The following is a 13436-nucleotide window of genomic DNA, read 5'->3' as shown; positions in this document are numbered from 1 at the left end:
TTGCTGTCTCCGTTTGATTGTCGCCTGCCGACCCGTATTGACGTCCGTAGTGCGTGAACAGGATTGAATACCCACCGCGGCTCGCGCGCTATCCATCTACTCGACGCTCGCTATCCGCTTTTTTTGACGTAATCCGCGATCGGGCAGGCATCCCGGCCGTGCGGCAAAAAAAGTGGATAGCGAAAGGCCACCAGGTGGATAGCGCGCGAAATTGGCGCGGTATCCAATGCAGTTCAACAAGGACCTGGTCGCAAGACCGTTGAACGGCACGAGGAGAACCCATCATGGGCGCGGAGAAAAGTACGTCGCAATGGCAGGAATTCGTTGGCGGATGCCTGGATTTCCGCCCGGCGGAGGGCGTGTATCGCATTGCACGCGAGATGTTCACGGAGCCTGAGCTTTTCGAACTGGAGATGGAATTCATCTTCGAGAAGAACTGGATCTACGCGTGCCACGAAAGCGAGATTCCGACGCCGAACGACTTCATCACGATGCGCGCCGGCCGTCAGCCGATGATCATTTCGCGCGACGGCAACGGCCAGCTCAACGCGATGATCAACGCGTGCCAGCATCGCGGCGCGACGCTTACGCGTATGAGCAAGGGCAATCAGTCCACCTTTACCTGTCCGTTCCACGCGTGGTGTTACAAGAGCGATGGCCGTCTCGTGAAGGTCAAGGCGCCCGGCGAGTATTGCGAGGACTTCGACAAGTCCACGCGGGGCCTGAAAAAAGCCCGTATCGCCAGCTATAAGGGCTTCGTGTTCATCAGCCTCGACGTGGAAGGCACGGACACGCTCGAAGACTACCTTGGCGATGCACGCATTTTCTTCGATATGGTGGTGGCGCAATCGCCCACTGGTGAACTCGAAGTGCTGCCGGGTAAATCGGCCTATACCTACGAAGGCAACTGGAAGCTGCAGAACGAAAACGGCCTTGACGGGTATCACGTGAGTACCGTGCACTTCAACTATGTGAGCACGGTGCAGCGTCGTCAGGAGGCGAATGCTCAAGCGAATGCACAGGCAGGCGGACAAGCCGCAGGCACGCTCGATTACAGCAAGCTCGGCGCAGGCGATGCTGAAACCGACGACGGCTGGTTCGCATTCCGCAATGGCCATAGCGTCCTGTTCAGCGATATGCCGAATCCCGGCGTGCGGCCCGGCTATGCCAGCGTGATGCCGCGTCTCGTGGAAGCCTACGGCCAGCAGAAGGCCGAGTGGATGATGCACCGCCTGCGCAACCTGAACATCTATCCGAGCATGTTCTTCATGGATCAGATCAGCTCGCAACTGCGTATCGTGCGCCCGGTCGCCTGGAACAAGACCGAGGTGATCAGCCAGTGCATCGGTGTGAAGGGTGAGTCGGATCAGGATCGCGAGAGCCGGATTCGCCAGTTCGAGGATTTTTTCAACGTCTCCGGCATGGGCACGCCCGACGATCTCGTCGAATTCCGCGAGCAGCAGCGTGGCTTCCAGGCGCGCCTCGAACGCTGGAGCGATATTTCGCGCGGCCATCACAAATGGGTGGTGGGCGAGACCGCCCATTCGCGCCTGCTGGACATCGACCCGGCGATGTGCGGCACGGAACTCACGCACGAGGGCCTTTATGTCAACCAGCACGGTGCGTGGCAATCGTATCTGCTCAAAGGCCTGGCGCTGAAATCGAACGAAAATAAGGAGGCCTGAATCATGTCCGTCACCCCCACCCTGCAACACTCGGTCGAGCAGTTTTTGTTTCGCAAGGCCGAGCTTTGCGACGCCCAGAGCTGGGACGAATACCTCGATCTGTTCGACGCGAATAGCGTGTTTCATGTGCCCCAATGGGACTCTGAGCATGTGTATACGACTGACCCGAAGCGCGGCATGTCGCTGATCTATTACGCGAATCGCACGGGGCTGGAAGATCGCGTGTTTCGTTTGCGTACGGGAAAATCGGCGGCATCGACGCCATTGCCGCGCACGCTGCACCAGATCACCAATGTGCGTATCGAAACGCGCGAAGACGGCACGCTGGAAGTGAAAGGCAACTGGGCCACGTTTTACGCGCGGCAGGGCATCGGCGAGCATTTCTTTGGACGCGTGACCTATGGTCTGCGCCCGGATGGCGAGAGCTGGAAGATCACCCGCAAGCATGTGCTGCTGCTGAACGACACCATCAATGCCGTGCTCGATTTTTACCATCTGTGAGCGGTAGGGACACCATCATGAGCCACAAGGTCGCCTTCAGTTTTGCAGACGGCAAAACGTTGTTCTTTGATGTGCGCGCCAACGAGCTGCTGCTGGACGCGGCGCTGCGCAACGGCGTGAACATTCCGCTGGATTGCCGCGAGGGCGTGTGCGGAACCTGCCAGGGACGTTGCGAATCGGGCAGCTATACGCAGGACTATGTCGACGAGGAAGCACTGTCCGCCGACGATCTCGCGGCGCGCAGGATGCTGTCCTGCCAGACGCGTGTGCAGTCCGATGCTTCGTTTTACTTCGACTACGATTCGAGCCTGTGCAGCGCGGGCGGCACGACTTTGCTCAGTGGACAGGTCACGGCCGTGAAGCAGGTTTCGGAAAGCACGGCAATCCTGCATCTGGATGCGAGCGCCTGCCCGGGACGCCTCGACTTTCTGCCGGGACAATACGCGCGGCTCAAAGTACCCGGCGCGAATGTATGGCGATCGTATTCGTTTGCAAACCGGCCGAACGATAGCAATCAGATTCAGTTCCTGATTCGCCTGCTGCCGGATGGCGCGATGAGCAACTATATGCGCGAGCGCTGCCAGCCGGGCCAGACCATCGAATTCGAAGCGCCGCTCGGCACCTTCTATCTGCGCGAAGTGGAGCGGCCGCTGGTGATGGTCGCGGGCGGCACGGGCTTGTCTGCGTTCCTCGGCATGCTGGACGATCTAGCGAACAAGGGCGGCTGCGGCCAGCCGGTGCGGCTCTACTACGGTGTCACGAACGCCCGCGATCTGTGCGAACTGGAACGCCTGAAGGACTACGAGGCGCGCATCGCGAACTTCGCCAGCGAGATTGTCGTGATGAATCCCGCTGATGAATGGTTGGGCAAAACCGGGCTGATTCCCGAGCATTTCGACCGCGCGTTTCTGGAAGCGAGTCCCTTCGACATGTATGTGTGCGGGCCGCCGCCGATGGTGGAGGCGATCAAGACCTGGCTGGCGAACGAGCGTATCGACGGGCACCGGCTCTTTTACGAGAAATTCGGGGACAGCAACAGCGGCATAAGCAGCAACGCCAGCGCAGCGGAAATCGCCTGAAAGCCGACTGAAACCGCTGCGTCGCAACGTAATTCATGATGTGCCGGGTATTTTGGCGACGCGCGGTGTGGATTACCATGGGGGCATTCGTCAAATAAACCGTCCCCTCGCCATGCCAACTCCCGCCGCCAAGGAAAGCCGTGGCATCGACGCGCTGCGCAACGACCTTGAAGGTGCGCGCGAATGGATGGCGACCATTTGCGGGCCACATGGCTTGCAGGTGCGCAGTCCGCAGCAATTGCACTTTCGTCACAGCGGCACCGTGATGCGCTCGATGGCGAGTACCCTGGGCTACGTCGAATACGGCACCGACGTTACCGTCTCCATCGACGATGAAGCGCCGCTCAACTGCTACAGCGTGAGCCTGCCGCTCACTGGTCAGCAGGAACTCGCGGCGCGCGGGCGGTTGTGGTTGTCGGATCAGGATCGCGGCCTGATTCTGTCGCCGCACGAGACGCAGGATCTGGCGATCACCGGCAACTGCCGCAAAATCATCGTGTCGATTCCGCGTCAGGCCTTGCGTCAGGTGCTCGAAGGACTGCTGCAACGTCCGCTCGATGCCGCCGTGACCTTCGATCCGCCTATGGACGCCGCCAACGGCGATCAGGCGGCGTGGTGGCGCATGGTCAGGTTCCTGCTGACGGAGATGGAGCAGGGCGGCCCGCTATTCGGCCATCAGCACATGGCGGGCGATCTCGAACAGGCCTTGCTCAAAGGGCTATTGCTGTCACAGCCGCACAATTTCTCGCAGGAGCTGGCCGACGCGATGCGGCCTTCCTGTCCGCAATATTTGTTGCGTGCGAAACAATTCATCCACGACAACGCGCGCGAGGATATCGCGCTGGAAGACATCGAGCGTGCGGCGGGCGTGTCGCGCTACAAGCTGTTCGATGGCTTCAAACAACACTTCGGTCATGCGCCGATGGCCTATCTGAAGAAGCACCGCCTGGAAGCCGTGCGGCGCGATTTGCTGGCCGACCGGTCGGAGCGCAACGTTTCTTCTATCGCCATGAATTGGGGCTTTTCGCATTTGAGCCGGTTTGCCAGCGATTACAAGGAACTGTTCGGCGAGACGCCCTCGCAAACCTTGAAGCGGGTGGGGCGCTAAAACGCGTTATCGGGTTTTCCCGGATCAATCACGAAATTCAATAGTTCACGCGCGAAAATTATCATTTTTCAATACCGCGACGATGACCAAATAATCCGTCACCAGCTCACACAATGACGGAGACAACATGTCATCACCCGCCCAGATCAAGCGCGGCATCAGCCTTTACAGCTACCAGGAAGAGTTTTTCCTGCGCAAGCTCGATCTCGAAGGCTGCCTCGCGGAAGCCGCAAAAATCGGTGCGAACGGAATTGAGATCGTCAGCGAGCAGATGATCCCGCGTGCGCCCCACGCCGCCGACGCGTTTTACGCGCAATGGCACGAATGGATGGCGCAATACGGCCTCACGCCCGTTTGCCACGATCTCTTTCTTGATACCAAACGCTTCCCCGGCCGCCTCATGAGCGACGATGAATGCGTGGCGTCGATCGAAGCCGATCTGCGCCATGCGCATCGTCTGGGCTGCCGCTTCGTACGCGTGCTCGTGAGCGTTTCGCCGCATATCCTCGCGCGCTGCGTGAGCGCTGCCGAGCGTTACGACGTGAAAATGCTGCTCGAAGTCCATTCGCCGCTGCACTTCGACCATCCGTGGATCATGCGCCACGCGGAATCGATGGAGCGGCTGGGCACGCAACACATCGGCTTCATGCCCGATATGGGCATCTTCGTGAAGCGCTATCCGCGCGTGATGCGCGACCGGTTCGTGCGCATGGGTGCGCGCGCAACGATTGCCGATTTCATCTGCGCAGCCTACGACGACCGCATTCTCTCCGAATACCTCTTGCAGGACGTCCGCCAGATGGGCGGTACAGGAATTGAGCTTGCGATGGCGGAGACGGTTCGCCACACGATCTGGTCGAACCCGAAACGCCTGCTCGAATTCATGCCGCGCATCCATCATATTCATGCGAAGTTCTACGAGATGACCGCCGAAGGGATCGAGCCGAGCATTCCCTACGACGAAATCCTGCCGGTGCTGATCGAGGGCGGCTACAACGGCTATCTGTCAAGCGAATACGAAGGCAACCGCCACGTACAGGATGCTTTCGAGGTGGACAGCGTCGAGCAGGTGCGACGGCAGCATCGCATGTTTGAAGGCCTGCTCGACCAGCACGCCGCGCTCGCGGCCTGATCGCCTTGAATCACCTGAAATCGCTTTGATCTACTGGCAAGGAACCGAATCATCATGTTCGACAAATACATCATCTGCGAAAACAGCTTGCGTCAGCGTTCCGGTAACGGTGCAGGCAACGGATTCTCGGTGGAACTGCGTCTACCGTATTACCGCGCGCTGGGTCTTTCGATGGTGGAGAAGATTGCTTTGACCATCGACGGCGCGCCCGTGCCGCAGGAGCGCATGACGCTCGTCGTCGCCGACGGCGCGTTCGCGGTCTCCGACCTGGGCGAGGTGCAGGACGCGCGTTGGGGCTTCGGCGAAGTCGCGCGCCTCGATGTGGACGGCGTGGCGCTTGCCGCGACGCCAGCGGGCGGCCACGACGTGCAGGTCGAACAGCATCTGCGTATTTCCTATCTGCCGTTCATGCTCGTCGGTAAGGATCGGAAACAACTTGGATTGTCGGCCGCAGTGGCGTGAGCGGCCGTGACACGCCGGGCTGGTAGCATGCGAGCGCGCGTGTCATCAAGACGGCCAGTGAAATAGTCGTTAAGCGAAGTACAGCAGCGGGCAAGGGTGCACAGAACACCCGCCCGTCCGGTCGACGGATCGACCCAGAAAAGACAAAGGCCGCCAGATGGCCTCAAGGAGACGCGTATGACGATCAGTACCGAGCGCAGGACGGCACGCGAGGCCGGGACGGCCCAGGGGCTCGTGCTCAGCGTGGCATCGACGATGTCGGTGATGGGCGCGGTGGTGATGGCCCCCTTGCTGCCGAGCCTTCACGCCGAATTCGCCACGACGCCGGGCGTCGATTTTCTGGTGCCGATGGCGCTGACCGCGCCGTCGCTCTGCGTGGCCTTGCTTGCGCCGGTGATCGGCGTGGCGGCGGACCGCATCGGGCGTCGCCGGGCGTATCTCTTTGCGCTGCTGCTCTACGTGCTGTTCGGCACCGCGCCGCTGTATCTCCAGACGCTGCCGCAGATTCTCCTGAGCCGCGTGGGCGTGGGCTTCGCGGAAGCCGTCATCATGGTCTGCAGCACCACGCTGCTGGGCGATTACTTCACAGGCCCGGAGCGCGTCAAATGGCTGTCGGCGCAATCGGGGATCGCATCGGTGTCGGGCATCGCCTTCATCATGCTTGGCGGAGTGCTCGGTCGCGACAACTGGCGCATTCCGTTTGCGATGTACGCGCTGAGCCTCGTGCTGTTCGCGTTCACGCTGCTGCTCACCTGGGAACCCGCGCCGCGCGAACGCGAAGCGGCCCATGCGCAGCGCTTTCCGTGGGGCAATCTGCTTGGCAATGGGGTGCTCACGGTCGTCGGTTCGCTGCTGTTCTATCTGATTCCGGTGCAGATGGGCGCGGTGCTCGCCGGGCATGGCGTGACGTCGCCCGCCACCATCGGCGTTCTGATCTCGATCGCCAGCATCCTGATCCCGATCGGCGCATTCCTGTTTCGCCGCGCGGCATTACGTATCCGTCTCGATGCGATCGTCTGTCTGCCGTTCCTGTTGATGGGCGCGGGCCTGATTGCGCTCGGCCGCACAGGTGACGCGACGATGGACGTGGTGGCCGCTTCGGTGCATCAGCTAGGCGGGGGTTTCGTGCTGCCGGTGCTGCTGACGATGGCGTTGCAACGGCTGCCGTTCGAATTGCGCGGGCGTGGCACGGGCATCTGGATGTGCGCGTTTTTCCTCGGCCAGTTCATTAGCGCGCCGGTGGCGATTGGCGCGATGAAGGCTGCGGGCAGCATCGGCGTGTCGCTGGACTGGCTGGGTGCGATGAGCCTCGTGGTGTGCGTATTGCTGGTGGTGGCAGCGGTGCCGCGTGCACGTCGCGAAGGATGGGGTGTTTTGCCGAATACGACGACGGGGCAGTGAATACCGCATCGGCGCGCTTGATAAGCCGATCCATCAACGCCATGCCGCTTGCTACGGCACGGCGTTTCGTTTTGTATCGGCAGTTCAGGGCGCAATGTCCGGCGTGATCTCGCTCGCGCAGTCGATCAGCAGGTCGCGAAACCACGCATAGGCGGGATCGTTCTCGCGCGTCGGCTGCCATTGCACGACCTCGGTGAGCGGCGGCAGCGCGATCGGACAATCGACGACACGCAATTCGCTCTCGCGGGCCGCGAAGCGTTCGGCCACGAACGACGGCAAGGTGGCGACCAGCTCTGTGCTCACAATGGCGGCGGGAATAGCCAGCAGATGCTCGGTGCGCACCACGCGTTCGCGCTGGGCGCGATGCACGAGCGCATCGTCGGATTCGATAGTCGCCACGCTGCCGTCCAGCAGCGTCGGCACGATATGCGGCGACGCGTAGAACGCGGCTTCGTCGAGCGCGCCGTGTCGGGTGCGTGCACCGAACACGGTGCGATTGCCGCGCCACACCAGACACCGATACGGCGCGCTCAACAACGGCCGGCGCGGATGATCCGCCGATATAAAACTGCCCGGCAGCACCACGAAGTCGAGTCCTTGCCGCTCAAGCGCTTCGACAGCAGGCGTGCGCGCCGCGCGAAACGCGCTGAAGGTGCGCACGGTGATGCTGATGCCGGGCGCTTCCCGGGTAAGCCGCGCGCTCACGAGCGGCAGCAGGAAGCCGGCCACGATCTCCGAACAGGCAATCGCGAAACGCCGTTCGGCGCGCGACGGATCGAAGCCTGGCTTGGCCGACGTCAGCACGCGCGCGCGTTCGAGCCACGCCTGCACGGCGGGCTTCAATTCCAGCGCGACCGGGCTCAAGACCAGCTTGCGCCCCTCCTGAATCAGGAGCGGATCGCCAAAGTGCTCACGCAGACGCGCCAGCATCGCGCTGATGGCCGGCTGCCCCACATTGAGCCTGTCGGCCACGCGCGTGACGCTGGGGTCGTCGAGCAGCGCGTCGAGCACCACGAGCAGGTTCAGATCAATCGAGCGATAGCGCATTACGGTGTGTCCATCAAAAGTTGCGCGCGCAATCGACGATCACGTGCGCGAGCCATTCGACCGCCGGATCGCCCGCGTGCGCCGCGCTCACTTGCAGCGTTTCCCAGACATCGATGGCGGCGAACGGCGCAGGCACGACGCGCAGCGGCATGGATCGCGCCGCCGCCTGGGCGAGTCGCGCGGGCACGGTGCCGATCCGTTCGGTGCCCACCACGAATTCCGGCACGAGCAGGAAGTTCGGCACGATCACTTCGACTTTGCGTGCCACGCCCGCGCGATCGAGACGTCGCCCCTCGACGGTATTGGCCGCCGAGTCCATGAAGGTGGCAATCACGTGCGGCAGCGACGAATAGAGCCGGGTGCTCAGACGTTCGCCCACGTGGGGATTGTCGTTCGCGACGATGCAGGTGAAGGTCTCGTGAAACAGGTCGACCGACGGTTGATCGGCCGAGGTGAATTCCTTGGGCGCAATCGCGAGATGCGCGCCGCGCCGCTCCAGTTCGTCGCCCATGAGATTGCGCGAGCGCGGCAACAGGCTGATGAGCGGGCGCATCGAAAGCGACACACGCGGCGCTTCGTGCATGAGCCGCGCGATCACGCGCGGCATGAACGCCTGCGCCACGTAGTCCGAGCACAGCACGACGAACTCCTGCTGCGCTTCCTGCGGCACGAACGCGTGATTGGCGTTGGCGATGACATCGGCGCGTTGAAGCAGGGCGCGCAGAACGGGCTGCAACTCATAGCCGAGTGTCGTTGGCGTCATCTGGCGATTGCGCCATTCGAGCAGCACATCGTCGAAATGCTCGCGCAAGCGCCCGAGCGCCGAGCTGACCGCCGACTGCTTGAGACCGATGCGCAGCGCCGCGCGCGAGACGCTGCGCTCGGTGAGCAGGGCGTCCAGTACGACGAGCAGATTCAGATCCAGACCTTTGAGGCGCATGCGCGGCGTTCCTGAGGACGTAAAAGCGCCTGCGTCGCGGCACAGCGCAGGCGGGCGTGAGGGATTGTCCGAAACAATACTTCGTCAGCGCTCTTGGTGATTTCCCCAGGCGGCCAGTGCGTAAAGACACGCGCAAAGCCCGTGATCCAGCGCCTCGCAACCATCTTGCCTCCCATCACGAAAATCAATACATCGCAGGCGATATTTTTCATTTTTCGGCATGACTGCGCCTGGAAATAATCCAATTCACGCGCCGCAGACAGCGCGAACAAAAAAGACGCAACACCAAAACGAAGCCGAAAGACTGGTCAGGAGACGACAACGATGAATCGCCAAAGCGAGGGGCGCGGATGCGACGCGGCCGGCAAACAGCGCCGCTGGCGCGTGGTGAGCCGCGCGGTGAGTTGCATGGGTGTCCCGCTCGGGCTGTGCCTTGCCAGCACTGCCGCGAGCGCGCAACAGGTCACGCTGTACGGCACGATGGACACCGGCCTGACCTACATCTCGAACAGCGGCGGCAGCAAGCTGATCGAAATGCAGCCGAACATCATGTGGAAAAGCGCCTTCGGCCTGCGTGGCAGCGAAGATCTGGGCGGCGGCACCAAGGCGTTCTTCGACGTGAGCAAGACGTTCAACACGTCGACGGGAGCCGATTACGGCTTTGGCCCGTCGATGGGCCTGAGCAACGACCGTTGGGGCACGCTCACGATGGGCCAGCTCAACGACTTCATGTTCCTCTCGCTCACGGTCCAGCGCTGGGGCCCGGAACTGTATTCGATGCCGCCGTACAACACCTCGGCGGGGCCGTTCACGTCGCTCGGCCTGACTTCCGGATCGACTGATTTCAACGGTACGGCGGGCTGGTACGTGTTCAACAACGCGGTGAGCTATCGCTCGCCGACCATCAACGGTCTCACGGTCGGCGCGATGTATGCGTTCGGCAACGTGGCCGGACATGTGGGGCGCGGGTCGACGCAGAGCTATGGCGCCGACTACAGCCTCGGTCCGTTGCAACTGGACGCGGCCTATACGCTCTCGCGCTCGACCGACATGGTCGAAGACGGCGGTGCGCTGCGCAACTGGGGCTTCGGCGGGCGGCTTGCCGTGGGCAGCGCGTGGCTCGACGCGCTTTACACGAACACGCGCAACACGGGGCTCGGGACGGGCGTGCAGGTGGTGAGCGCGGGTGGCCAGTTTCCTGTGACGCGCAATACCGTGATGTCGCTGAACTATCACTACGACTGGGCCAACGCGGCGGCGGACAGTTACCACGCGCACCAGATTTCGGCGGGGCTTTTCTACGGCTTCTCGCGGCGTACCGACGTCTACGCGACGCTCACCTGGCAACGCGCGAGCGGCAACGGCGCGACGGCGATGGTCGACTACACGATGGCGCGCTCGTCCACGGCTTCGCAGACAGTTGCGCGCGTCGGTATCACGCATCGCTTCTAGGTTCGCGCCTGAGTGCTCCCCACTACACGCCAACGAGGAAAGACCATGTTCACACGCATTCTGATCGCCATGCTGTTGATCGCGGCGACGATGGGCCGCGCGGGCGCGGCCGAGGAAGTCAAGCGCGTCTGTCGCGATGTCTGGAAGCACGACCATTACGAACAGAAGTGCCATACGGTGCGCCGCGCGCCGCCGCCCGCGCCGCGCATCGACGAACCGCCTGGGCCGCCGAACTCGAAGAAAGACGGCCCGCAAAGCGGCCCGCTCAAGCATCCCCATCCTCAGAAAGACGCGAAAGCCGCCAGGGCGGTTCAGCCGGTCAGCCTGAAGCGGCCGCAGTCCGATTGAGCCAGCAGAAAAGGAGTCCATACGCCATGAAAACGATACTCGGCCCCGCCATTTTTCTCGCGCAGTTCGTGAGCGACGAAGCGCCGTTCAATTCGCTCGATACGATTGCGCGCTGGGCCGCCGGTCTGGGCTATCGCGGCGTGCAGATTCCGGCATGGGACGCGCGCCTGATCGACCTCGATCGGCTCGCGGCGAGTCAGACCTATGCGGACGAAGTGCGCGGCACGCTTGCGGAGCACGGTATCGCTGTGACGGAGTTGTCCACCCATCTGCAAGGGCAACTGGTGGCCGTTCATCCCGCCTACGACGCGGCGTTCGATGGCTTCTGTCCGCCCGCCTTGCGCGGCCAGCCGCAGGCGCGCCAGCAGTGGGCGGCCGCGCAACTCATGCTGGCCGCGCAGGCAAGCAAACGGCTGGGATTGCGCGCGCACGCGACGTTTTCCGGCGCGCTTGCGTGGCCGTTCCTGTATCCGTGGCCGCAGCGCCCGGCCGGTCTTGTGGAGATGGCGTTCGAAGAACTGGCGCGCCGCTGGCGACCCATTCTCGATGCCTTCGACGAAGCGGGCGTGGATGTGTGCTTCGAGATTCACCCTGGCGAAGACCTGCACGACGGCGCGAGCTTCGAGCGATTTCTCGATGCAGTTGGCGGGCACGCGCGCGCCAACATCCTGTATGACCCGAGCCATCTTCATCTGCAGCAGATGGACTACCTGGCGTTCATCGACCTATATCGCGAGCGCATCAAGGCCGTGCATATCAAGGACGCCGAGTTTCGTCCCAACGGACGCAGCGGCGTTTATGGCGGCTACGGCGCGTGGCTCGAACGCGCGGGCCGTTTTCGTTCGCTGGGCGACGGGCAGATTGACTTCCGCGCGATCTTTTCGAAGCTCGCGCAATACGATTTCGAAGGCTGGGCCGTACTCGAATGGGAGTGCGCGCTCAAGGACGCGGCCGTGGGTGCGCGCGAAGGCGCACGCTTTATCGCCGATCACATCATCGATGTCACGGCGCGCGCATTCGACGATTTCGCGGCGTCGGGCGTGGATGAAGCCGCCAATCGGCGGCTGCTCGGTATCGGTTGACGGGTTTTACCAAGGACCACGAAGCATGAAGGAATTGATCAGGATCGGGATGGTGGGCGGCGGCGAGGGGGCATTCATCGGCGCGGTTCATCGCATGGCGGCGCGGCTCGATGGCGAATACCGGCTGCTGGCCGGTGCATTTTCCGCCGATGCGCAGCGCTCGCGCGCATCGGGCACGGCGTTGGGCATTGATTCCGCCCGCGCCTATGCGAGCTGGCAGGCGATGCTCGATGGCGAGAGCCAGCGCGATGACGGCATCGAGGCGGTCGTCATCGTAACGCCCAATCATTTGCATGCGCGCGTCGCGCGCGACTGCCTCGCCGCGGGTCTGCATGTGCTCTGCGACAAGCCGCTGGCGACGACGCTCGACGAGGCGAACGAACTTGCGCGCCTCGCGCGCGCAGCGGGGCGTCTGTTCGGCGTGACATACACGTATAGCGGCTATCCGCTCGTTCGGCACGCGCGCGAACGGGTGGCCGCCGGCGAAATTGGCGAGATCCGCTCGGTGCAGGTGCGTTATGCGCAGGACTGGCTGAGCGAACCCGTCGAGGCGTCCGGCAACAAGCAGGCCGCGTGGCGCAGCGATCCGGCCCAGGCGGGCGAGGGCGGTGCCATCGCCGATATCGGTACGCATGCTTATCACCTCGCGCGCTATGTGAGCGGACTCGACGCCCACGCGCTGCTGGCCGATCTCACGAGCGCCGTCACGGGGCGCAAGGTGGACGACAACGCGCACGTGCTGCTGCGCTACGCCAACGGCGCGCGCGGCATGTTGTGGGCGAGTCAGACCGCGCCCGGCAACGCGAACAACCTGGAACTGTCGATCTACGGCTCGCGCGGCGGCTTGAGCTGGCGGCAGGAAACCCCCGATGAACTCCACTTCGCGCCGTTAGGCGACAGCGCGCGCGTGATCCGGCGCGGCGACGCCCGGCTTGGCGCTACCGCCGCCAGGGCGACGCGCGTGCCGATGGGGCATCCGGAAGGTTATCTGGAAGCGTTCGCGAACCTTTACGCCGACTTTGCAGGGGCGGTTCACGCGCATCGCGCAGGTGAGCGCGGACCCGATGAAAGTGCGTTTCCGACCATCGAGGACGGCCTCGACGGCATGCGGTTTGTCCGGACGGCGCTGGCCTCGTCACGTGCAGGCGGCGTGTGGCTGCCGCTTTGCTGACAGGGCGTGCCCGATGGCCAATATTCGA

At 63.0% G+C, this 13436-nt stretch carries 14 protein-coding genes; 11 read left to right on the top strand and 3 right to left on the bottom strand.

Going from position 1 to position 13436, the window contains the following annotated elements; all coding sequences use genetic code 11:
- Positions 1-284: 284 nt before the first annotated feature.
- The 7 genes from antA (at position 285) to F3J17_RS18420 (ending at position 7368) form a co-directional block, all read left to right on the top strand.
- Positions 285-1685, top strand: a complete 1401-nt coding sequence (antA, locus tag F3J17_RS18450; protein ID WP_167061649.1) for an anthranilate 1,2-dioxygenase large subunit — start codon at positions 285-287, stop codon at positions 1683-1685.
- A 3-nt stretch (positions 1686-1688) separates the two neighbouring features.
- Positions 1689-2186 carry an anthranilate 1,2-dioxygenase small subunit gene (antB, locus tag F3J17_RS18445; RefSeq protein ID WP_167061646.1) on the top strand — a complete coding sequence of 166 codons (498 nt, stop codon included), beginning with the start codon at positions 1689-1691 and terminating at the stop codon, positions 2184-2186.
- Positions 2187-2203: 17 nt separating this feature from the next.
- Positions 2204-3265, top strand: a complete 1062-nt coding sequence (gene antC, locus F3J17_RS18440) for an anthranilate 1,2-dioxygenase electron transfer component AntC (RefSeq protein WP_167061643.1) — start codon at positions 2204-2206, stop codon at positions 3263-3265.
- A gap of 112 nt (positions 3266-3377) precedes the next feature.
- Entirely contained in the window at positions 3378-4373 is a 996-nt protein-coding gene (locus tag F3J17_RS18435; RefSeq protein WP_205194849.1) for an AraC family transcriptional regulator, read from the top strand.
- 127 nt (positions 4374-4500) lie between these two features.
- Positions 4501-5505, top strand: coding sequence for a TIM barrel protein (locus F3J17_RS18430; RefSeq protein WP_167061640.1), 1005 nt, complete (start codon positions 4501-4503; stop codon positions 5503-5505).
- Between the two features lie 54 nt (positions 5506-5559).
- Entirely contained in the window at positions 5560-5967 is a 408-nt protein-coding gene (locus F3J17_RS18425) for a DUF6379 domain-containing protein (RefSeq protein ID WP_167061637.1), read from the top strand.
- A 177-nt stretch (positions 5968-6144) separates the two neighbouring features.
- Positions 6145-7368 (top strand): MFS transporter, encoded by a 1224-nt coding sequence (locus tag F3J17_RS18420; protein ID WP_167061634.1) that lies wholly within the window; start codon positions 6145-6147, stop codon positions 7366-7368.
- Between the two features lie 84 nt (positions 7369-7452).
- Here F3J17_RS18420 and F3J17_RS18415 read toward each other — a convergent pair whose 3' ends face one another.
- The 3 genes from F3J17_RS18415 to F3J17_RS18405 are packed head-to-tail and all read right to left on the bottom strand — an operon-like array spanning position 7453 to position 9600.
- Positions 7453-8415: a LysR family transcriptional regulator gene (locus F3J17_RS18415; RefSeq protein WP_167061631.1), complete on the bottom strand. Its 963-nt coding sequence runs from the start codon at positions 8413-8415 to the stop codon at positions 7453-7455.
- 13 nt (positions 8416-8428) lie between these two features.
- Positions 8429-9355, bottom strand: coding sequence for a LysR family transcriptional regulator (locus F3J17_RS18410; RefSeq protein WP_167061628.1), 927 nt, complete (start codon positions 9353-9355; stop codon positions 8429-8431).
- Positions 9331-9600, bottom strand: a complete 270-nt coding sequence (locus F3J17_RS18405) for a hypothetical protein (protein ID WP_167061624.1) — start codon at positions 9598-9600, stop codon at positions 9331-9333. Before F3J17_RS18405 ends, F3J17_RS18410 begins: the two co-directional genes overlap by 25 nt.
- A 79-nt stretch (positions 9601-9679) precedes the next feature.
- Here F3J17_RS18405 and F3J17_RS18400 point away from each other — a divergent pair, with 79 nt between their 5' ends.
- From F3J17_RS18400 to F3J17_RS18385, 4 genes are read left to right on the top strand one after another with little or no spacing between them, the layout of a single operon-like run.
- Positions 9680-10807: a porin gene (locus tag F3J17_RS18400; RefSeq protein WP_167061622.1), complete on the top strand. Its 1128-nt coding sequence runs from the start codon at positions 9680-9682 to the stop codon at positions 10805-10807.
- Between the two features lie 45 nt (positions 10808-10852).
- Positions 10853-11155, top strand: coding sequence for a hypothetical protein (locus tag F3J17_RS18395; RefSeq protein ID WP_167061619.1), 303 nt, complete (start codon positions 10853-10855; stop codon positions 11153-11155).
- A 26-nt stretch (positions 11156-11181) separates the two neighbouring features.
- A complete protein-coding gene (locus F3J17_RS18390; RefSeq protein ID WP_167061616.1) occupies positions 11182-12237 on the top strand; it encodes a sugar phosphate isomerase/epimerase in 1056 nt (351 codons plus the stop codon).
- Between the two features lie 25 nt (positions 12238-12262).
- Positions 12263-13408: a Gfo/Idh/MocA family oxidoreductase gene (locus tag F3J17_RS18385; protein ID WP_240161043.1), complete on the top strand. Its 1146-nt coding sequence runs from the start codon at positions 12263-12265 to the stop codon at positions 13406-13408.
- The last annotated feature ends 28 nt before the right edge of the window (positions 13409-13436 follow it).

This window comes from Burkholderia sp. Ax-1719 (assembly GCF_011753055.1).
Taxonomy (GTDB): Bacteria; Pseudomonadota; Gammaproteobacteria; order Burkholderiales; family Burkholderiaceae; genus Paraburkholderia.
Note: the sequence above shows the minus strand (reverse complement) of the source record. Positions and strands in the feature narration are given on the sequence as shown.

Excerpts from the sequence above, each read along its gene's own strand:
- antB (WP_167061646.1), top strand. The coding sequence starts at position 1,689 with ATGTCCGTCACCCCCACCCTGCAACACTCGGTCGAGCAGTTTTTGTTT.
- F3J17_RS18395 (WP_167061619.1), top strand. The coding sequence starts at position 10,853 with ATGTTCACACGCATTCTGATCGCCATGCTGTTGATCGCGGCGACGATG.
- F3J17_RS18425 (WP_167061637.1), top strand. The coding sequence starts at position 5,560 with ATGTTCGACAAATACATCATCTGCGAAAACAGCTTGCGTCAGCGTTCC.
- F3J17_RS18385 (WP_240161043.1), top strand. The coding sequence starts at position 12,263 with ATGAAGGAATTGATCAGGATCGGGATGGTGGGCGGCGGCGAGGGGGCA.
- F3J17_RS18410 (WP_167061628.1), bottom strand. The coding sequence starts at position 9,355 with ATGCGCCTCAAAGGTCTGGATCTGAATCTGCTCGTCGTACTGGACGCC.
- F3J17_RS18415 (WP_167061631.1), bottom strand. The coding sequence starts at position 8,415 with ATGCGCTATCGCTCGATTGATCTGAACCTGCTCGTGGTGCTCGACGCG.
- antC (WP_167061643.1), top strand. The coding sequence starts at position 2,204 with ATGAGCCACAAGGTCGCCTTCAGTTTTGCAGACGGCAAAACGTTGTTC.
- F3J17_RS18400 (WP_167061622.1), top strand. The coding sequence starts at position 9,680 with ATGAATCGCCAAAGCGAGGGGCGCGGATGCGACGCGGCCGGCAAACAG.
- F3J17_RS18430 (WP_167061640.1), top strand. The coding sequence starts at position 4,501 with ATGTCATCACCCGCCCAGATCAAGCGCGGCATCAGCCTTTACAGCTAC.
- F3J17_RS18390 (WP_167061616.1), top strand. The coding sequence starts at position 11,182 with ATGAAAACGATACTCGGCCCCGCCATTTTTCTCGCGCAGTTCGTGAGC.
- F3J17_RS18435 (WP_205194849.1), top strand. The coding sequence starts at position 3,378 with ATGCCAACTCCCGCCGCCAAGGAAAGCCGTGGCATCGACGCGCTGCGC.
- F3J17_RS18420 (WP_167061634.1), top strand. The coding sequence starts at position 6,145 with ATGACGATCAGTACCGAGCGCAGGACGGCACGCGAGGCCGGGACGGCC.
- antA (WP_167061649.1), top strand. The coding sequence starts at position 285 with ATGGGCGCGGAGAAAAGTACGTCGCAATGGCAGGAATTCGTTGGCGGA.